Origin of the sequence: Paenibacillus sp. 2003, from assembly GCF_031455635.1 — a bacterium.
Taxonomy (GTDB): Bacteria; Bacillota; Bacilli; order Paenibacillales; family Paenibacillaceae; genus Paenibacillus; species Paenibacillus amylolyticus_B.
In genome coordinates, this window is sequence record NZ_JAVDTB010000008.1 from 42,785 (window position 1) to 62,351 (window position 19,567).

Annotated in this window: 22 protein-coding genes; 4 read left to right on the forward strand and 18 right to left on the reverse strand. The window is 44.5% G+C overall.

Features of this window, described 5'->3' with window-relative positions; translation table 11 throughout:
• Positions 1-2 precede the first annotated feature (2 nt).
• The 9 genes from J2X75_RS24405 to J2X75_RS24445 all read right to left on the reverse strand — a co-directional run bounded on the left by J2X75_RS24405 (position 3) and on the right by J2X75_RS24445 (position 10,405).
• Positions 3-1,340, reverse strand: coding sequence for a hypothetical protein (locus J2X75_RS24405; RefSeq protein ID WP_310341047.1), 1,338 nt, complete (start codon positions 1,338-1,340; stop codon positions 3-5).
• Between the two features lie 115 nt (positions 1,341-1,455).
• The gene (locus J2X75_RS24410; protein ID WP_310341049.1) at positions 1,456-2,106 is read right to left on the reverse strand and encodes an S-layer homology domain-containing protein; all 651 of its coding nucleotides are present in this window, start codon (positions 2,104-2,106) and stop codon (positions 1,456-1,458) included.
• A gap of 23 nt (positions 2,107-2,129) precedes the next feature.
• Positions 2,130-5,951, reverse strand: coding sequence for a phage tail tape measure protein (locus J2X75_RS24415; RefSeq protein WP_310341051.1), 3,822 nt, complete (start codon positions 5,949-5,951; stop codon positions 2,130-2,132).
• Positions 5,952-6,018: 67 nt separating this feature from the next.
• Positions 6,019-6,351 (reverse strand): hypothetical protein, encoded by a 333-nt coding sequence (locus J2X75_RS24420; RefSeq protein ID WP_310341053.1) that lies wholly within the window; start codon positions 6,349-6,351, stop codon positions 6,019-6,021.
• Positions 6,352-6,371: 20 nt separating this feature from the next.
• Positions 6,372-6,851 (reverse strand): hypothetical protein, encoded by a 480-nt coding sequence (locus tag J2X75_RS24425; RefSeq protein WP_310341056.1) that lies wholly within the window; start codon positions 6,849-6,851, stop codon positions 6,372-6,374.
• Positions 6,852-6,979: 128 nt separating this feature from the next.
• Positions 6,980-7,801, reverse strand: a complete 822-nt coding sequence (locus J2X75_RS24430) for a hypothetical protein (RefSeq protein WP_310341059.1) — start codon at positions 7,799-7,801, stop codon at positions 6,980-6,982.
• Positions 7,802-8,054: 253 nt separating this feature from the next.
• Positions 8,055-8,693 carry a hypothetical protein gene (locus tag J2X75_RS24435; protein WP_310341061.1) on the reverse strand — a complete coding sequence of 213 codons (639 nt, stop codon included), beginning with the start codon at positions 8,691-8,693 and terminating at the stop codon, positions 8,055-8,057.
• Complete coding sequence (locus tag J2X75_RS24440) at positions 8,677-9,708, reverse strand: glycosyltransferase (RefSeq protein WP_310341065.1); 1,032 nt, start codon at positions 9,706-9,708, stop codon at positions 8,677-8,679. The genes J2X75_RS24435 and J2X75_RS24440 overlap by 17 nt, the downstream gene beginning before the upstream one ends.
• Before the next feature lie 37 nt (positions 9,709-9,745).
• Positions 9,746-10,405: a glycosyltransferase family 2 protein gene (locus J2X75_RS24445; protein WP_310341067.1), complete on the reverse strand. Its 660-nt coding sequence runs from the start codon at positions 10,403-10,405 to the stop codon at positions 9,746-9,748.
• A gap of 190 nt (positions 10,406-10,595) precedes the next feature.
• Between J2X75_RS24445 and J2X75_RS24450 the strand changes: the two genes are divergently transcribed.
• From J2X75_RS24450 to J2X75_RS24465, 4 genes are all read left to right on the forward strand, one after another.
• A complete protein-coding gene (locus J2X75_RS24450; protein WP_307534725.1) occupies positions 10,596-11,336 on the forward strand; it encodes a GT-D fold domain-containing protein in 741 nt (246 codons plus the stop codon).
• A gap of 184 nt (positions 11,337-11,520) precedes the next feature.
• Positions 11,521-11,790, forward strand: a complete 270-nt coding sequence (locus J2X75_RS24455; RefSeq protein ID WP_036607821.1) for a hypothetical protein — start codon at positions 11,521-11,523, stop codon at positions 11,788-11,790.
• A 175-nt stretch (positions 11,791-11,965) separates the two neighbouring features.
• On the forward strand, positions 11,966-12,193 hold the full coding sequence (locus J2X75_RS24460) for a hypothetical protein (RefSeq protein WP_076328272.1): 228 nt from the start codon (positions 11,966-11,968) through the stop codon (positions 12,191-12,193).
• Positions 12,194-12,372: 179 nt separating this feature from the next.
• A complete protein-coding gene (locus tag J2X75_RS24465; protein ID WP_310341075.1) occupies positions 12,373-12,561 on the forward strand; it encodes a hypothetical protein in 189 nt (62 codons plus the stop codon).
• Positions 12,562-12,590: 29 nt separating this feature from the next.
• On the opposite strand, the gene J2X75_RS24470 is transcribed toward J2X75_RS24465, so the two are convergent.
• The 9 genes from J2X75_RS24470 to ribE form a co-directional block, all read right to left on the reverse strand.
• Positions 12,591-13,358 carry a peptidoglycan recognition protein family protein gene (locus tag J2X75_RS24470; protein WP_310341077.1) on the reverse strand — a complete coding sequence of 256 codons (768 nt, stop codon included), beginning with the start codon at positions 13,356-13,358 and terminating at the stop codon, positions 12,591-12,593.
• A complete protein-coding gene (locus J2X75_RS24475; protein ID WP_036607828.1) occupies positions 13,355-13,780 on the reverse strand; it encodes a phage holin family protein in 426 nt (141 codons plus the stop codon). The genes J2X75_RS24470 and J2X75_RS24475 overlap by 4 nt, the downstream gene beginning before the upstream one ends.
• Before the next feature lie 162 nt (positions 13,781-13,942).
• The gene (ytfJ, locus tag J2X75_RS24480) at positions 13,943-14,425 is read right to left on the reverse strand and encodes a GerW family sporulation protein (RefSeq protein WP_105599496.1); all 483 of its coding nucleotides are present in this window, start codon (positions 14,423-14,425) and stop codon (positions 13,943-13,945) included.
• Positions 14,426-14,572: 147 nt separating this feature from the next.
• Positions 14,573-15,304 carry a DUF2953 domain-containing protein gene (locus J2X75_RS24485; protein ID WP_310341081.1) on the reverse strand — a complete coding sequence of 244 codons (732 nt, stop codon included), beginning with the start codon at positions 15,302-15,304 and terminating at the stop codon, positions 14,573-14,575.
• A 188-nt stretch (positions 15,305-15,492) separates the two neighbouring features.
• The gene (gene scpB / locus J2X75_RS24490) at positions 15,493-16,149 is read right to left on the reverse strand and encodes an SMC-Scp complex subunit ScpB (protein ID WP_310341084.1); all 657 of its coding nucleotides are present in this window, start codon (positions 16,147-16,149) and stop codon (positions 15,493-15,495) included.
• Positions 16,118-16,918 (reverse strand): segregation and condensation protein A, encoded by an 801-nt coding sequence (locus J2X75_RS24495; RefSeq protein WP_076328266.1) that lies wholly within the window; start codon positions 16,916-16,918, stop codon positions 16,118-16,120. Before J2X75_RS24495 ends, scpB begins: the two co-directional genes overlap by 32 nt.
• 104 nt (positions 16,919-17,022) lie before the next feature.
• Positions 17,023-17,490, reverse strand: coding sequence for a 6,7-dimethyl-8-ribityllumazine synthase (ribH, locus tag J2X75_RS24500; protein ID WP_017687651.1), 468 nt, complete (start codon positions 17,488-17,490; stop codon positions 17,023-17,025).
• 102 nt (positions 17,491-17,592) lie between these two features.
• The gene (locus J2X75_RS24505) at positions 17,593-18,825 is read right to left on the reverse strand and encodes a bifunctional 3,4-dihydroxy-2-butanone-4-phosphate synthase/GTP cyclohydrolase II (protein ID WP_076318983.1); all 1,233 of its coding nucleotides are present in this window, start codon (positions 18,823-18,825) and stop codon (positions 17,593-17,595) included.
• A gap of 32 nt (positions 18,826-18,857) precedes the next feature.
• Positions 18,858-19,526: a riboflavin synthase gene (gene ribE / locus J2X75_RS24510; RefSeq protein WP_310341091.1), complete on the reverse strand. Its 669-nt coding sequence runs from the start codon at positions 19,524-19,526 to the stop codon at positions 18,858-18,860.
• Positions 19,527-19,567 lie beyond the last annotated feature (41 nt).

Sequence of the window (19,567 nt, forward strand, 5' to 3'; positions counted from 1 at the left end):
CCTTACTTGAATCGCTCGATGGTCCATTTCATGAATCGGTCCAGGAAAGCTACAGCTTCAGCTCGTGTCATTGCGGAATTTCCAAGGAACCATATCTCTTCCTCGTCCGTACCACCTACAGGTCTGCCCATATCCGTGACTACCGCTGCACCATCCATCTTTTTCTTGATAGGAATGCCATTAATTAGTGGATCATTGTTCGCAAATGTTTCGTCTTCCATTTCTGAGACGGCTATTTTCCAGAAGGCATCCTTATTCTGTACAACTCGCTCCTCTTTGTCCCGATAATAAATGGCCGAATCTTTGCCGACGTCTGCGAACCTCTCGCTCACATCTTTGAGATAATAGAACGTCACTTCGTCGCCTTCTGAGAAAGGTTGATTAAAAACAACCGTGTGGTTGTCAATTTCCGAATAAGTCGGTGTTTCTTGGACTTTATCTTTTTTTTCGTCTTTGAATTTCACTGTAATTTTAAGTTTCTTTTTACCGGCCGGATAATTGCCGTTAAGTCTAAAAACCCGTTGTCCCTGAAATGCCGTAATAGGCTGATTAATCCCCGTCGTTGGTGCTTTCATATCCGTAAATCTGTCATAGAACACCTTGCGTAACTTATTAATCAGATGAAAGGCTTCTCCCCGCTGTATAATGGCATTAGGAAAGAAACAATTATTGTATGCTGGTTTGAGGGTTGTCGCTTTGATATCTTCACTCATGAATTTGTTATTCTTTGTCCAATAATTGAACTTGCAGGTGACACCGTTCAGATTAAAAGGAAGAAATACCGAGCCCCCCGGGCTGACACAATATACATCCGTTCGATAACCAATAGCCTTTGTTGCAATTTTGGTTACCGCCTCTGCATCTCCCATGGTGTCTGCCCATACCTCGGAAGGAATGCTGAGTCTGCGAAGGGGTTGGCCTGCTGCATACAAATATTCCTGATGATTACGACTGAATGGATCGTAGAAATAGGTCGTCGCTGCACTAAGTACAGCTCTGGGCAAATCTCCAGTCCAGGACACGGGTGGCCTTTTCCAAGCACTGTCTAGCAACGGTTCTCCATAACTACAGAAGGACACCACCTGTCCTGCTTTCACACCGGTATACAACTCCACATCGGTTAATCCCTTACTATTGGTTTCAGCCGTTTGGTAGATCGTTTGAACACCGTCAATAAACACATACAGTGGATTGTCATCTGTTGGTTTAATCAGCACAGACAGACTAAATGAGGTTTGCCCCGCTTTCCCTTTGATTTCCTCATATACAAAAGGCTTGCCTTCCTCAAACTTGTTATAGTTGATCCCGGCCACAAAGACTTCACCATCTTCCAAAACCATATTCGTGGCTTCCATAACATCGTTATAGAACCAATCCCCTTCGTTTACATCAACCCATTTTCGTATGATAAACACCTCCTATCTTTAGAATAGACAGAAAAGAGAGTAGGTCACCCTACTCTCGAATTGTTCGTTCCAGCAGACGCTTGGTTCGCATCAGGAAAGTAACAAACTCTGCTCTGGTTATAAAGTTTTCCGGTCTGAAATATAGAATGGGTGTGCCATCCAATTGTGTTACAACCGTCAGCCCCAAATCAGCCAAGCGTTCAATGGAATCTCTTGCCCAGTGGTCCTTCCCTTCTGTCGTCTGTAAATCCTGAAACTGTATCGCACTCTTACGATCATATCCATCTTTTTTGATCAGGGTCATGGTCAACTCGACCTTGTACCCCTTTTGATCCTTATCCATCGTATCCTGATGATAGAAAATAGGGTCAACTTTGATGGACTCTACAACACCAACATAGATATTGCCCTTCTCATCATAAAATTTGTGTGTCCAGCCTACGTACATGACGTAGTCGTGATAGGATTGTTTATCTTTAAACAGGATGTTAATGATCGCCTTGTACGAAGACACACCCATCTGATGAAAATGCGAGGGAGCATTAATCATTTTAATTTCCCTCATTTGCGGATTGGGCGAAGGTGAAGAGTACGGATCAATGATTCTTCCGTTCACTGGCTCGAACTTCATGCCTGTATCTACCAACAGCCTTCTTTTATACCGGTCATTTACTAAGCCAAACGGGTCTTGCTGAGTCATATCAGATGCCCTCCTTACCTATTTTATCTGGGGATATGATTGCTTCCCATTCTTGCACCTACATTGCTGGCCATGTAGTTCACCATACCCGGGTTGTTCTGCCGTAGTGTCTTGTCCAACGTAGATGTCAGTCTCTCCACATCTTTTGTGCTGCCTGTCATATTATCGATGTTCACATGAACCGTGACATCACCCGAGCCAACCATCACACTTTTATGTGTATTGTTCGTCGTCATGTAATCAAAGTAATCCATGACCTTAAGACCTGCTGGAATGTTGAATGATGATATCGGTTTATCCATTTTTTTGCTAATTTCAAACAAATTTTTGGACTGTTCTACACCCAATGACTGGATTTGTTTAAAAATCTCCATATATTCATTTGACCCTGGTTTAAACACACCACTATTCAGCAGATTCTTCCAATCTTGCTTGATCGAACTTATTTGTGAGTTCATTTCAGATGCACGGGATTTGTTCAATGCAATTAATTCTGGTGCATCTTCCTTACCCCCATTAGCCGCTAGGAGATCATACATTCGTTTATCATAATCCAATTGCGTCAACTCAAACTGATCATTCATCTTGCGTCTTAGCTCATCAATTTGGCTGTTTTTGACACCATTTAGTTCAAGCTCTGATTGTGCCTTCTGCTGTTTCTTCTCATTGATCTCCAGGCCCAGTTCATCTTTCTCCTTACCTTCAGCCATCTTATCGTACGTCTTCTGTAAACTTGCAATTGCCTTATCGAAGAACTTGATATTCTCTTGCAAATATTTCTCCATTAGCGCGCGCATCTGACCAGAATCTTCGCGAACACCACTAATCAAAAGACGGGATCGAGTGACTTGGTAATTGGTTTCGTTATCACTTGTCGATTTGTTAAGCTGCCGATTAATCTTGGCGATCATTTCATCAATACCGTTGCTTTGCGGCTGAGGCCTATAACCGTTAGCAATAGTTCCTATTCCGCCCGCAGCAGGAATATACTGCATTTGAGGTTGAATGTATTGTATCTGCGGTTGTTGTTGTTTGTTGTCCCCAGGCGGTTTTCCAGACTCTTTATCCATTTGAATCTGGGCTTCTTTTTTCTCCTGCTTGTAGTTGTATTCCTTGCCCAGTTTCTTCTCAACTGCATCTCCGCCATCTTCACTCCAAACCGCCTTAAATCCCTTCCAGTAATCCCCGAACTTGTTATTGGTAGCATTGTTTCCGAATATTGAACTCATTGTGCCGGACACAGCGGCATCCATCCCCAGGTTTAACCCTTTCCACACTTTCCCTACAAAAGATGACTGCTCCATATCCTTGAAATCTTTGGCCAACTCTTCCTTATTGGTTGCGCGAATACTCTGCTTCTCCGCTTCTGACTTACCCATATTGTTCAATGGATCGACAAGACCAGAGACGACATCCATGGCGGTCATCGCCAACCCAAGTGCAGGTACAGCTTTTAAAGGCCTCAATAATCTCCCGCCGGATTTGACTAATTTCGAAAATTTTCCGGGTGTTTTAATCCCACGGGCAGCTTGCTCCGCATTGATGTCACGCTGAGTAATCGAATTTCCTTGTCTATCTCGAAGTATATTTCCATCTTTATTACGGATCGGGGCATTGCTGTCAAAAAATGCTTTGCGATTGCCCGTGTCTTTCATATCCTTAAATCTGGAAAGAAGGCCTCTTTTGGGTGTGTTTTTATTCCCTTTTTTCGAGTCGCCCCCCGGATTGAATTCATCCATTATCGCGTCTTTCATGACATCTTTGATCAGGTCTTCATGACGAGCTACAAAGGTTTTGTTCTTAGGTTCTTCCTTGTCATCCTTAACAGGGGATCCACCACTTCCTGCACCTGGAACAACTAGTAATCCTCCTGGACCACTCATCATGCTTGCGAGCTGAACCTGTTCGAGTTCCTTCAGTTTGGATATGTATGCTGTAGCATCGATCATGCCTTGTCTAAAAGAAGCATTTAACTCATTGACTTCGGTTCTCAGTGTGGAGAGAACATCATTCAATAGCGTTGACTGTTTACGCAGCTTCTGGATCTCTGATTCGTAGCGCTGAACATCCGTTGAACCGTATGTAAACTCAGCATTAAGGAAATACAACTTGTTTCGTAGTTCAACTGCATCCAGGTCCATATCATCCATCGCCATCATCAAAACTCTAGCTTGGTGTTCAAGTTGCATCATTGCTCTACTCGTGTCATCCAGTTCTCGGCCTAGAAACTCAAGACTTCGCTTCGTCTTTGCAATCTGAATATCGAGTGAATGCATTTCTTCTCGCAACAGAAGAAGTTCTCGACTATACGTTTTGACTCGCTTCTCAGCTTCGTCACGTTCTTCTGCATGAATGGAAGAAGCCGCTGTATCCCCATCTTGTATAGCCTGATTGTACATATTATGTTTATGATCTCGGTTAGTCCGTGCCTGAAGTACATCATCTTGCTTGGCGGCGGCCCTACTTTGAATTTCTGTTTTGCGATGTTCCAGAGTCTGTAGACGACTCTGCTGTCTGCCCATTTCTTGCGCTACACCAGCACGTTGTACATCCGTGACTCGAAGTCGCTCGGGAACATCTCTTCCCGTATTTTCGACTTTACCTGGATCTGCATTCGTAGCACCGTATCGTTTCTGATCGCCTTCATTCATCACTTCACCGAACTTATCCCACGCAACCTGAACACCGACTTCATCCATAATTCGGTTAAGCAGTTCCATATGATCAACAATGCCATCCGTACGATCTCCAATTAACCGCATGACTGCGATGAGATAATCGCCCAGCTCGGCAAATTCCTCTTTCAACCCTTGCATCGCCTCATGTGTTGCAATCTGAAAAGTGATTTCGATCTCTCGTTGTCGGAATTGAAGGTTGTCTCTACTGCCAGTGCGCTGATGGATCGACGCGTTTGCATCCTTAGCCTTCAATTGTTCAGCAAGAAGATCGAATCTAACTCGATTCGATGCAAAGCCCTGCTGAGGATGATCTCCTTTTGACTGAGCCAACAATCCAGCCTTACTAATCCAGTTGGCTAATGCATCCTCTGGTGCAAGCGTTCCATCAGGGTTACCAGCCATTGGAAGGGTCTGACGCATCATATCCATCAAGTCCTGAATGCCAACATCCAACATCGTTGAAGCTCTAATCATCATGTCTGTGACTTGGGACAGATCAAAGCTACTGCTTCCCCATGCCGGAGTAACAGCTTCCAGACCTGTTGCCGTCTGTTCTACATCCATATTGCCCGCTGAATGCAGCTTGGCTACTTCTTCAGCAAACGCGACAGCTTCAGATGAATGATCATAATTACGAGAACCAATACGATAGGCAAGACCTACATCTTCCTGATCCATACCATGTTGCAGTGCAATTCGTTGCAGATTTTTGACTGTTCCGGTTTGTGTGAATTGCCCACTGTCATTCGTTGTCCCAGACGATCTAAGCTCCAAATTTTGGTCGGCCCGGCTCATCTGTTGATCCATCTGCTGCGACGAGTCAAGGGATTTCTTAAGTAATGTTGATGAATACCCCTTGGTTTCACCTGCTGAAATATATTTCATCGTATTCATCACGGAGTCTATCAACCCCTGTGAGCCAGCTGCAGACACATCCTTCATTTCACTGAACGCTCCACGATAAAAGTGCTCCAAATCGGTAGTCAGTGTTTCAATCATTTTCGACTGCATATCACTTCTGATTGTCTCTACACGTCTAATCAGCGTGTTAACGCCTGAAGGGGAACTCCCTTTCAGTTTTACGTTTTGTCCAGTTAATTGATCCTTATCCGTTAATATTTCTTGTGTTAAGGAATGTTTGTCTCCTTGTCCTTCTGTTTCAGTCATAAGAATCACCGCCTTTATGCATAAATCCCGTTCTACCTTCATTTAGGCAAAACGGGATGTCTCTCTCTTATCCTCCGAGCGCTTGTGCAAGCATACCGATATCATCTTCTGATATCTCCGTGTAATCCTCGTCATTGAAGGTTCTTTTACGTCTGACGGTCCCATCTTCTTCAACTTCCTCGCCCCCACCGCCACCGAACATGCGAAGAGGTGCTGTCATAAGTTCAACCTCAAATTGAATATATTTCTCGGCTGACTTGCACAGCTCCGCAACCTGAGGGAGTGTGTACTCCCAAATCTCCCACTTGTTCAGCCCACAGTGTTTATGGAGGGTGAAGAAGATTTCTCCCCAGTGAACGGGTTCCTGTGTATCCGTATCACGGATTTCGGTTCCCTCCAAAGACTCCCCCTCGGTGCGTTCTACTTTTTTAAACCATTGAGTCCAATGAGCATATCAATGACTTTGCGAGCTGTGTTCAGATCAAGGTACTCATCCAGATATTCTCGATTGATGATATACTCACCATGCTCATCTTTGGTCACGATATGTGGATAGTTTTTGAATGCCATTGCCAATACATCAAATAAATCCTGCTGCCGCTTTTCGTCCAGTTTATCATTCTCAGTCGGAATGAAATTAAGAATAATGGCATCAATATTCACCGTTTTTAGCAACTTCATCAGACGGCGGGCATCCTTCAGGTTACATGGCGGAATACGATATTTCCGTCGATCCCGCAGCGTAATAATCTCATCATCTTCAAAGAATGCACGCTCAGCAGCCTCCACTTCCTCCGGAGTCACCCGTTTGTTTTCCGGATCATCTTTGATTCGTTTCGCCGCTTCCTCATTTAGCTTTTCCGCAAGTTCACGCTCGGCTTTTTCTTGTTCTGTTTCCATGAATTTAAAGACCTCCCCAGGACATTCTCCCCCATATAATAAAAAATCTGGCAAGGCAAGGCTCTGTGAAGGGGAGGACACAGATGCCGTTTGATACCTTGCCAGGAGCAATCAACCTTATTTAGATATTAGATCTTGCTTGGTGCGCTGAAGCGTTTGATGCTGCCGATTTTTCCGTCAGCACGTTCAGGATCAAGAATCTGCAAGGAGATTGCAGATGCAGAAGCGGCAGCGCGCTGGGCATTGATGCTGAATGTTCCTTTTGCACGGCACATGTACAACTCGGTTTCAACACCTGCATACGAACCATCTTTTTGCTGGAACGTCCCGTGATGAACGACAGAGATCGGGAATGGTACTTCGTCAACCAGCAGGTCAACCATGTCTACAGTTTCTTCACGTTTGTAGTTCAGCACAATCTCCTTTTCGATATGAGCAGCATTCAGGATGACTACACCATTCGCTTCGTCGTAGAAGAACGCATTTGGTTCCACGGCCGTTCCTTTGGAAGTGAGTTGTTTCAGCAATGTGTTGGAATCTTTGAGACGAACCGTGATGCCACCGTTGCTTCCATAGATTTTACTTGCATATTTTGGCTTGGCTTCAGCAAAGCCAGAATTGGATACGCCTGCAGCCACTGTAGACTGCTCATTCAGCACCCATACATAAGACTTCACTTGCTCTTGTACCGTTGAACCCATCATCAGCTGGATCGCATCCAGATCGAATTTGGCATCTGTTGCCGACACTTCAATCGATTTGGACTTCACCAGTACATCAATGGCAAACAGACCGTCACCACCAAAGATGTCCTCAAGCTCCACGTTAAGGTCAATTTTCAGATCTTGCAGGGTACCCAGGGTAACTACCTCAATTTCGCCCATCGGATCTTTTGGAAGGCGTTTAGCCATGAACGTACCTACACCTTTGATAATCATTTTTTTAGCCATTGAACAGTCCACTCCTTAGGATAGTATGTATTTTTAGCTACTGAGACTTGCTTAAGCCAGGATCAGGTTAGGACTTGAAGATCGGGAGATCCTTTTCGTTTAACCCGTCTGGCTGTTCGCCGTCTCTGCTTTTTATAGTGTAGAACGCTATCTGCATTCCCTAACGATAATGTAAACGAAATATATTGAAGCAGGATTAGCCCCGTCATCTTTGCAAAAGGAAAAGGCCTATATACGATCAAAGAAAAGACCCCTACATTAGAGGGGCCATTCTGTTTGGCAAAGAATCAATAATTTGCGCTACCTGTTCCGCACGTTCTTTAATCTCAAATTCATCGGCAGTAACCAGATGAACATGTGAGCAGTATTTGCCATGCTCATAGATTCTCTCGGGTGTAATGAAGACAACGTCAGCAACAGCTTCCATCTTGTGTTTGTGCTTTTCGTACTGATCCGGATCGGTCAACGAATCAAATACGACCAGATCTGGATAGGCTGTCTCGACAGAACTTGCCAGCCGGCTATCGTTCACCCAATAGATTACACGATCACCTTGAAACAGCGTACGGACATTATGGCCCACACGTGCTACAACAAAGTTTGGAATCTCCGGATATGGATACTCCAAGGCATCTACCTGATAGAATTCATCACTGGAGTTGATATATATTACATTGTAGCCTACTTCCGCGAGTGCCTTTAACAGCCGCTGTGGTCGACGCCCGAATCGTTCACTATGAAAATCGATCGCAGGCAGATATACAATCGTAGTATCCGTGTTCGGGGTGTAGGTCTTAACATTGAACTCCGTCGCGTCAATCTCTATTTCTTCAAGCTCAATTGTTGGTGTAGTCGATTGGCTACCAAACATTCGTTTAAATATCTTTCTCATTTCTCATACCTCCTACGACCTGATTAATCATCTTCACGGCATCCATTGCCCTGCCATCCCAGCTATTAGACTTAGCCACCCTTACTCTTGCCGCAATTTTGGAAGTACTATTCTCACGAATCGCTTTCTCCAACATCACCCCGCAATTATGCTGATTCATAAAGTAAGTTACATCGCTGTACTTATGAATAATTTCCTCCATACGCGTTGTCAACACAGGTTTGCCCGCAGACAAATATTCATAATACTTGATCGGATCGCAGCCACGGATCATCTCTGTCAGCTTGAATGGCACGATACAGACATCGAATTGTGCAATGTAGGCGGGAAGCACTTTATAATCTTTGTGCGGAAGACAAGTCACATTGGGATGCACAATATTTTTTTGATAGAGGGCATTGTTTCCAATTAAAACGACACGATAACCTTTATCTGCAATAGCGGTAATCAGCGAATAATCCACCCACGATGCCATTGCCCCGTGGAAACCCACAATCTTTTGCCCATCATGAACATCGGGGAAATCCGCCGGTTTGGGCAGAACTGCCCGCGCTTTCTCAAAATGTTTGTAATCTGCCCCGTTAGGGCACATAAAGATTGGTTTGCCGTCATGTTTATGTGCCTCGTACATCACCTTGGCAGTCGTGGCAATAAGATCTGCACGGTCAAAACATTTCGGGATGTAGGATTTCCACACAGCAAACTCGTCAGCCGAATTATCAAGGTAATCAAATACGGTAAAATCAAACTTTCGTCCATCCGAATAATTGTACTGACCTGGATTCGAGAACCAGAGTACCTTCTTTCCTTTGACCAGGTGATCGTAGTTCACGCCTTTTTGCACAAGGAACAGATCCTCATTTAACTTTTCAATCGGGCGGCTCTGCTTTCTGTAAGTTTCTTCGTTGATAAAGATGGCCCGTATACCTGGAATATTGGAGAAGGCGGTCATCAATTGCTGAGGACGCTGGAACAAAAGGTTCCAGTCGAGTGCGGGCGGGTAGACAATAGTCATTTCTATACTTTCAAAAACCGGATTTTCTCGTTGTTTTCTACGAAGCAACCAATTGAGCAATCAACTCCACCCCTTCCGCATAGGCATGAACGGGACGCAACCGAGTATCTACAAACAGTTCAAATCCCAATCTTCTAGCTTGCTCACAGAATGGTGCATCTTCACCTGTTGGATGAGAACCATATCGAACCCCTGCTTCGATCACTTCACGCTTAATCAAATATACGGCACCTGTCAGTTCTACCGGGAACAAACCCGCTTTGAATTCAGGTATATGTTTTCCGCCGATCATGGCATTATGAGCCTTTAACTTTGGGTGATTCCGTATAAGCATGGAGCATATATCTTTGTCATTATCCATTAACTGCCCTAGGCTACCCTCGGGAATGATGATATCCGTATCAATTGAGAACAGATACTCCCAGTCCGATTTCAGAAACTCATCCAGAAGCATATTTCTCAACAACGCCAGGTTGTGATAGGAATATTGTCCACGTATATGACCATATGTTCTCCCCAGATTATGAGTTAGATAAGGAATCTGATGACAATCAAGGATATGCTCCGTCTGATCTTCACTATCATTCAGGATATACATAAAATGCTTCTGCACTGCTTGTTGCTCAAGCGATTGCAAGTGCCGTTCCATAATCCAAGCCCGGTTTCGTACAGGACTACCTATAAATACGTTTTTCACAGTCCATCCCCTCTCCCTTTTTACATAGTCTAGACTGTTGCTCAATAACCTTCGCACATTAAACAAAAAAGGAGTGATTGCTCAAAAGAAGAGAGAGAACGAAGCATTTTTCCTATTCTAGTACAGAAGGAGTTGATGAATATGTATACCAAAAAAACCATTATTCACACATGGAAAGAAGGTGACAGGCATGCTGGGGAGTGTAGAATTAATCCACAACTGGTTCCAAATGGCCTCTGATGGAGAAGCCCATGCTTCTGTTCGATTTGGGGATGCTTCCAACACCATTCTGGCCCACGATACCGTTCTGACTATGGATTTCATTAAGTCTCATTACGGCTGGTTGAACGATCCTACCTATTGCGGGATAACCTTACCCAACGCGAGTGCGAGAGAAATTATTGTACACTGTCTGCGAAAAGCGGATTACGTTGGACACCTGATCCAGACAGATCACTGGTATTTCAAGCCGTTATTCGATATGTGCCTTGCATATTACAAAGTTGAACCCAGAGAGACCTTCTATGCTTTTGAGAATAATTACATCGCCCGATTCAAGCTATTCTATGAAACTTTCAAGACCATGCCTATTCTGATCTGCGGAGCCAAGGCCGAGCAATATCGAGAAGTTCTGGAGCGGAGATACGGGTGGACAAGCATCGTGGGAACGGTGGACTGCCCCTCGTGGTCTCATGTGAGCACAGCATCCAAACAAATGGAACATATCTACCAACAGACACCGTGGAAGCTTGCTCTGGTGTGTGCAGGTGCACCCGGTAAGGTACTGGTTATTAAGGCCAAAGAACTGCAAACCGTAGGTGTTGACTTTGGTTCCGGAGCAGATGTTGCCATTCAAGCCGACAGCGAAAATCTGAACGCATGGGATTACAACGGATTTCCTGATTATTGGGAAGGCAGACCCAAAAAATGACCCTCTCCGGGTCTTTTTTACTGGATAAAACTGTAATTACAAATCCAATTTTATTGACTTAGTAGCTGTTGATAAATTAAACTATCTGCCTTATTATTGTTAAGATAACTCCTAATCTAACCTGGTTTAAACTTGCATGAAGAGGAGCTCTGCTAAGATATTCGAACCGTTGGAGGGAAATGTAATGGCGTACTCGCAGTCAAAGACTGAAATAGTAGCAACTCATTTACGAACAAGATTTATGGAAGGTAACGTGGAGGGACATGAGATCGTTGTTGCCTTGATCAGTATGGTCAAAGCTGAGAAGATTAATTTAGATGAGGTTGCCCCTATTCTCTCTACAGTCTTTTTTGAACAACCGCAAGGTATTCTGTTGGCACTCGAAAAAGCTAGCACTCTGATTGATGATGAATTAATTGATTCCATTCTCCACGAAGTAAACGAAAAAGCTTAATCTTACATACAAAGGGAGAGCTTATCATCAGATATTAATTTACAACAACCAGTTATTCTCTCCACACTTTTAGATTAAATAGATTCATCACTGAGAAATTGGACTTTCTCGTTATTTTCTGTCCTCCTCCGCTTATTCTAGTAGTATTACGAAGGAGGGGACACCAATCGAGACAGTGAATAAAGCCATTTTATTTTTAACTGTTATTGAAACCATGCTTGAAGCGCTCCACCATACAGAAGTAGATCAGACAGAACTTGTGGATTCGCTTGTCATGTTAGGTTTTGATCCCATTGAGATGTTGTACGAGACAAATACCATTAGATCTTTCCAAAAGATATGCAGGGCTTTCGCAGAACTCCATCTTACAGATGAGGCCCTGGACACGTTCTCAAAAGAGTAGTTACATAAGCAGAACCCCACATCACATTCGACGTGGGGTTCTGCTTTTTTTGAATTTCGAACCCTTTTGAACCGGATCAGCTTAACCTTCCCCATCCTGTCTCGTATAGGTCATCTAGGGACCATGGACATCTCCATCGCCCCTGTTGACTCTGACTTAATAAACGAAAGGATGGTTGTATGAGCTCACCCACACCAACACATGTGATGGAGACAAATCAACTCGCTGTTATTGGAGTCGTCGATGAATCCTCGATTCAGACCCAATATGAACTTGAGTATCCTGACCATATCGTGATTATACAACATTTTTATTTTTTGAAAAATCCGGCACACTTTAACTCCTGGTTAACCAGCAGGCATCCTTAGCTCCTAATCAATATGTACTGCTCTCGCGGTTAGGACTTTTTACGTCTGCGCTCATCAATTAAAACTTTCAGTAACAACAATTCTCCATAGGTTAACTTCTTCTTGCGTACCTTCTCTACCCATGCCCAATCTTCAATCACCTTGTCGTTGTAGGCATCTCCAATGAACTGATCAAGTTCATTCCAGGCCCATTGTGCATAATCCAGAACCGTATTCATATCATCATCCTCCGTTACTGCTATTTCTTGTAGTGGGTTTAGTTTTATATGTACTGCTTGCTTAAATCTTTCATATTCACCTGGTTGCTTAATCCATGGCAATGGGCATTCCTTCCATCCAACCACTTCTTTATGTGTGAAGAAGACCGGTGGAAAGCCCCGTTCCCTGATTAGGTATACCGCGAGGTCTACAACGTTATTGAATGTATCTTCATGGATACTGCCATCCTTTTCAATGCACATCTCAATGCCCACTGTACTATTGTTCGGATATGTCCCGAGTTTGGCCAGAGCTTCTTTCGTGTATGTTGCACTCCCGCAGTGATAAGCTAATTCATCATCCGGGAGACTGTTATATATCGAAGTTCGATCTACCGAGAAATGTGCACTTGCATAACGACCTTTCACTGCTTTATTGGAATCCTGCTGTGCCAGACTTGCAAAGTATTTGCTAATGTTCTTCGCGGGCGCTCCGGGAGAAGCCGTATAATGCATCACAATTCCACGTTTCGCTTTTAATTTCAGTCCGGCTCGGCTGTATTTATTCACCGGTATGTAATCCTTAGTGATCTGTATCATGACATCTTCTCCTTATCTTCAACTTGATCTTCATTCCCTCGAAGCTTAAAGAGTGCTGAAGTGATAAACTTCGGTACAGGCAGGCCCAGTTTTCCCATGTTCTCCAAAATACTGATTCCTTCGGTACCAATGATGAACATTAACATTGCATCTCGCATAAAATCATTTGAATTGCCTGCAACCATATCCAGTTGATGTGCAATAATGACAAAGACAAATGTCAATGACTTACGAGCAAGCCCCCACCATCCAACCCTGCTGGATAACTCCTTCCTATACCATGCAGACAGCACCCCTGTGATGTAATCCAGCCCCACAAAGATGGTCACTGCAATAAACAGGTGATCAATTCCTCCTACCAAATACACGACTGCCGATAGCAGCCAGCCAAACAAAACCATAAACACGGTATCTCTGTGCATTAACGTTCCCCCTTCAATAACCTATTTCATGTCTAGGTTAGGCGGATCATAGACATAAGTCTCATGCAATACGGAAACCACCGAAAAAACACTCACCATTCGCTGAACAAACAGCAAAAAATCCCTCACGCTGGGATGCGGGAGGGATCATGACCAACTGATTCAGCTATAGGTTGATGGATCTGGTGTAACTGGTACATCTGTTGTATTCGTTGGTGTTGTATTACGTTGGAACATGCCTTGAATTCGATCAAGAACATAAGGCGTAGAGTCAATGAGTTTCTCAAACAGATGTGTGGAGTTATCGAGTGGCACAATGTGTACCCCCTGTTTACCTACCACCAGGAACGCAATAGGACGTATGGATACACCGCCGCCGCTACCGCCACCAAACGGAGAAGCAACTTTAGCTGAACTCGCATGTTCAGCAGAGGTACCCGTAGCACCACTTTTGCCATTACTTTCTCCATTGACGTGAAAATCACTACCACCGGCAGCAAATCCGAATCCCACCTTACTGATTGGCAGAATCACGGTACCATCCGGTGTTTCGACTGCATCGCCAACAATTGTATTGACATCCACCATGGCCTTGATATTCTCCATAGCGGTTTCCATTAAGCCTTGAATTGGATGATCTGACATTTTAATTCCCTCCAGTTTCAATGTAAGCTAGGTTTGATCTAACCATATCATCCCCAAACTTGAAGGGACTTATGTAAATAAGCATTTTAAGTACACTCACCGAACCCCAACCTCATATTTCCAAAACAGGTCGGCTATAATGGGTTTTTACAGAGTTGTCCCACTAAGTTTCTTCTTTTGCTTCTCCTTATGCCTGCGGCGCTGTTCCTGAAGAAGTTTGAACCACATCCGCCATCCGCCTTCGACTTGAAGCACACGGGTGAGTAGTGTAACTCCAGCGATCAGAACGGCTGTAATCCGAATTTTCGCTCTGAAATCCAGATCGGTTCTAAATTCCATTTCATCGGACCATACCGGCATAACCTGAAGCACGGGTGTTTCATCAAAGCGGATCTGATAGGTGAGAAAACCAATAATAATGGATTTGATACTCCACACCCAGCCCGTCAGCACCGCTGTATATGCTGCATCACCAACGCCGATGTGGGTAGCCCAGGACAGTTGGGTCATATGTACGCGTGTGAGTGTTTGCTTAAGCCACAGCTTGAGTGCGTCTGTTGCCCTAAGCATAATTTTCACATCTTTAGCCCACTTCTTGACTTTGCGTTTGTTGACCCGCTCACTTCCCTGGGCCTCGCCTCTCGAATGATTCATGGATTGTTCGGTCTTGACCAGAAAACCTTCCTTCATATTGCGAAAAACAATACTCGGGATCTCATAGTTAATCCGCACAATTCCATAGAGAAGACGAACATTAATATTGGCGTAATCATCACTTTTATGTTTACTGAATGTAAAATGTACATGAACATTTGAGATGAGGACTGCGGCAATCAGCAATGCGAACAACAAACCGATTCCTCCAAGCCAAATCCACACAGGCCTTACCTCCAAGCCCTCAATTCTTTTCTCGTCTAGTATGGCACTCTGAATAGGAAAAAATTCACGTCTGACCTAAAAATCCCATTACATATTTATTTGTAAACTGTTCTATTCACCATTTATCTAAAACAATGCACAAAAAAACCGACTCCACTGATGGGTGTCGGTTAGTTTGAGCTAGCAAATTAGAGTGAAGAATCCGTATTATCGTCTTCGTTGTCGATATGACCTAGGTCATCCGCCGGATCAGCACTTTCCGGTTCCAGTTGTTGCAAATCCAGTTTGTTGAATAACAGTTGTGTCTCTTCTTCCAGGTTTTCCGAATCTTCGAACAAGCCTGGTTCCGGAAGGTCTTTAATTGAAGCCAGTCCGAAATAATCCAGGAATGACTTGGTCGTTCCATACAGAATTGGTCGTCCGATGGCCTCGGCTCGTCCCACTTCAATAATCAAATCCTTATTCACAAGCGTATGGATGGCCCGCTCCGATTTTACACCGCGGATTTCCTCAATCTCTACCCGTGTAATCGGCTGACGATACGCCACAATGGCCAGCGTCTCCAGAGCCGCCTGGGATAAGGACGTGCGTGCGGGAGAGTATGCCAGTTTCTCGAAATAGACAGCGTGGTCAGGCAAGGTGCCCAACTGAACTACACCAGCGATCTTGAGAATCTGTACACCTCGTCCCTGCTGTGAAAATTCATGAATCATCTCCTCAATCGCGTCCGTTACAAGCTCCACTCGCTGGTCGACGATCTCGGCGATTTGTTTGATACTCAGACCTTCTTCTCCGGACAAAAACAGCAGGCCTTCAATAATCGATTTCAATTTCGGAAAATCCATGATTCTTTGTTTCCCCTCTCCACTCCATAACGATATCCTCAAACATCCGTTCCTGATAACAGACAATCTGCTTCATCTTCATCAGTTCCAGCACCGCCAGAAAAGTGACAACAATCTCATGGCGATAGATATGCTCGTCCATCAACTTGGAGAATAACAGTCTGCCTCCCGGCCCCATACTTTCCAAAGCGCCGATGACATCCCGTATCCGATCCTTAACCGAAATCTCATCCCGTTTGATTCGGGTTACAGTTGTGCGCTTCTCAGCCTTGCGTAGCGCCTTCTGAAAGGCTGCAATCAGGTCAGAGGTGTGTAAACCCTCAACCGGGTTCGATTGGGCTTCTACGGGCATATAGGGGCGCAGATCCTCGGGCTCTTTGGAAAATATAAGGCTGCGTTCCCACTCCCGTTCATGAAGATGACGCGCAATTCCCTTGTACTTGCGATATTCTATCAGACGTGCAATCAGCTCTGCACGTGGATCATAATCTTCTTCTTCCATAAAATCATAATCCTCAAAGTCCTCAATTACCGGTGGTTTGGGCAGTAAAAGTTTGCTCTTGATCGACAGCAGTGTTGCTGCCATGACCAGAAATTCACTCGTAATATCCAGTTCCAGTTCCTGCATCGAATGCAGATACGCCATGTATTGATCGGTAATATCGCTGATGGGAATATCCTGGATATGAATTTCAGCCTTATCAATCAGATGAAGCAGCAGATCCAAAGGCCCTTCAAAAGTCTCCAGTTTGTATGTAACTACCGTCACTAGACGAATCCTCCCGCCAGAAAAATACAAAACCCTGCTAAGCCGTCCGAATCCGGTTTCCCGTGTTCGTCTGCGCAAAGCAGGGCACTACTATTAAATAAGCACTATTTTAGCTGTTTCGTCAAGTTTGCCATCTCAATTGCCGCCGTAGCTGCATCCCAACCTTTGTTACCCGCCTTGGTTCCGGCACGTTCAATCGCTTGTTCAATATTTTCTGTTGTAACCAGTCCAAAGATCGTAGGCACGCCTGTTTTCAGGTTAATTGCCGCTACCCCTTTAGCCATCTCGTTGCATACATAATCGTAATGTGTAGTTGATCCACGAATGACAGTTCCCAGCGTAATCACCGCATCATACTTGCCGCTCTCCGCCATTTTCTGCGCAATCAAAGGGATTTCGAACGCACCTGGAACCCAGGCTACATCCACTTCATCATCCTGCACGCCGTGACGTTTGAAAGCATCGAGCGCTGCGCTAAGCAATTTACTGGTAATGAATTCGTTGAAACGTCCAACGACAACTCCATATCTGGATCCTTCTGATACTAAATGTCCTTCAAAAAATTGTGGCATTCAAGTCATCTCCCTAACGGTATAATGTAATGTAAGTAACGGAAATCCCTAATTATTATCTTCCATAAATTACATGGTCAACGTTGTTCATCTAAAATATATTTACTGTTCGTTTTGTTCGATATCATCAAACTTGAGCATATGCCCCAACTTGGCTTGCTTGGTATGAAGATAAACCGTATTGTCCTCGTTCTCCTCCATCTGGATCGCGACACGCTCTACGACTTCAAGTCCATATCCTTCAAGACCTTTAATTTTACGAGGGTTGTTAGTTAGCAGTCTGATCTGACGAACCCCAAGATCTTTCAGTATTTGAGCGCCAATTCCGTAATCACGCAAATCAGCAGCAAAACCCAAACTCAGGTTTGCATCAACAGTATCCATACCTTCCTCTTGCAGCTTATAGGCTTTGAGTTTGTTGATCAGGCCAATACCCCGACCTTCCTGTCTCATATAAAGCAGTACACCATTGCCTTCCTCGTGAATCTGTTTGAGTGCCGCATCAAACTGCGGACCACAGTCACAACGATGCGAATGGAATACATCACCTGTCAAACATTCAGAGTGCACACGTACAAGTACGGGTTTCGAACCATCAATTTCTCCTTTGACCAAAGCTACATGTTCCTTATTGTCCACAGCGTTTGTATAAGCCACCGCTTGAAACTCACCAAAGTCCGTTGGCATACGCACAGCCACTTCACGTTGAACCAGCTGCTCTTTTTCGTTACGGTAACGAATCATGTCCTGAATACTGATCAGCTTCAGATCATGTTTGCGGGCAATCTCCTGCAGATCCGGAAGTCTGGCCATCGTACCATCTTCCTTAATTACTTCACAGATAACGCCTGCGGGATATGAACCACACATAATAGCCAAATCTACCGCTGCTTCTGTGTGCCCGGCACGACGAAGTACACCGCCGTCTTTTGCAATCAGCGGGAACATGTGACCCGGCTTACGGAAGTCCCCGGCTTTCGCCTCAGGATCGATTAGACCTTTCACGGTAATAGAGCGTTCATGTGCCGAGATACCTGTTGTCGTATCTTTGTGATCCACAGAGACGGTGAAGGCTGTTCCATGGAAATCCGTATTTTGTTGAACCATCGGTTTCAGGTTAAGTTCGTCCGCACGTTGTTGTGTAATCGGAACACAGACCAGACCTCTACCTTCAGTAATCATGAAATTAATGACTTCAGGTGTCGCCTTTTCGGCCAAAGCGATAAAATCGCCTTCATTCTCCCGATCTTCATCATCCACAACAATGACAGGTTTACCACGCATGAGATCATATATGGCTTCTTCGATTGTGTCCAGAATGGATTGTTCTGACATTGGTCCACCTCCAGTTAATTTCTGTTCTCTATTTATGCAAATCCGTGATTGGCGAGAAAATCTTCACTGATACTGCGCGGCTTGCCAGCACACGTCTCCCGATGTCCTCTCCCATACTGGAGCAGATGATCCACATATTTGCCCAAAATATCGCATTCGATATTAATGGTATCCCCTGTCTTTTTCACATTTAGTACAGTTTCACCAATGGTATGCGGGATAATGGAAACCGTGAATGCGGTATCCGACGTATGGACAACGGTCAAACTAATGCCATCCAGTGTAACCGATCCTTTGGGGATCAGATATTTGAATAACTGGTGATCATCAGGCTTGATCTCAAACACAATTGCATTTTGATCACGTGTTATACTGCCAATCACTCCAGTACCATCTACATGGCCCTGAACGATATGGCCGCCAAAGCGACCGCCTGATTGCATGGCCCGCTCCAGATTAACTTTACTGCCAGATTGCAGCTGACTGAGATTGGTATGACGATAGGTTTCAGGCATTACGTCGGCGGTAAAACCTCCACCTTCGAGTGTTGTTGCTGTTAAGCACACGCCGTTCACTGCTACACTATCACCAATCTTCAGATCGTCCATGATGGCGGAAGCTCCGATATTCAGGACCATCGCTTCGCCTTTCCGACCAATACGCCGGATCTGACCGACTTCTTCCACCAAACCGGTAAACATGCTGCCGCCTCCCTTTTTCAAGTTATAAAGAACCTAACTTT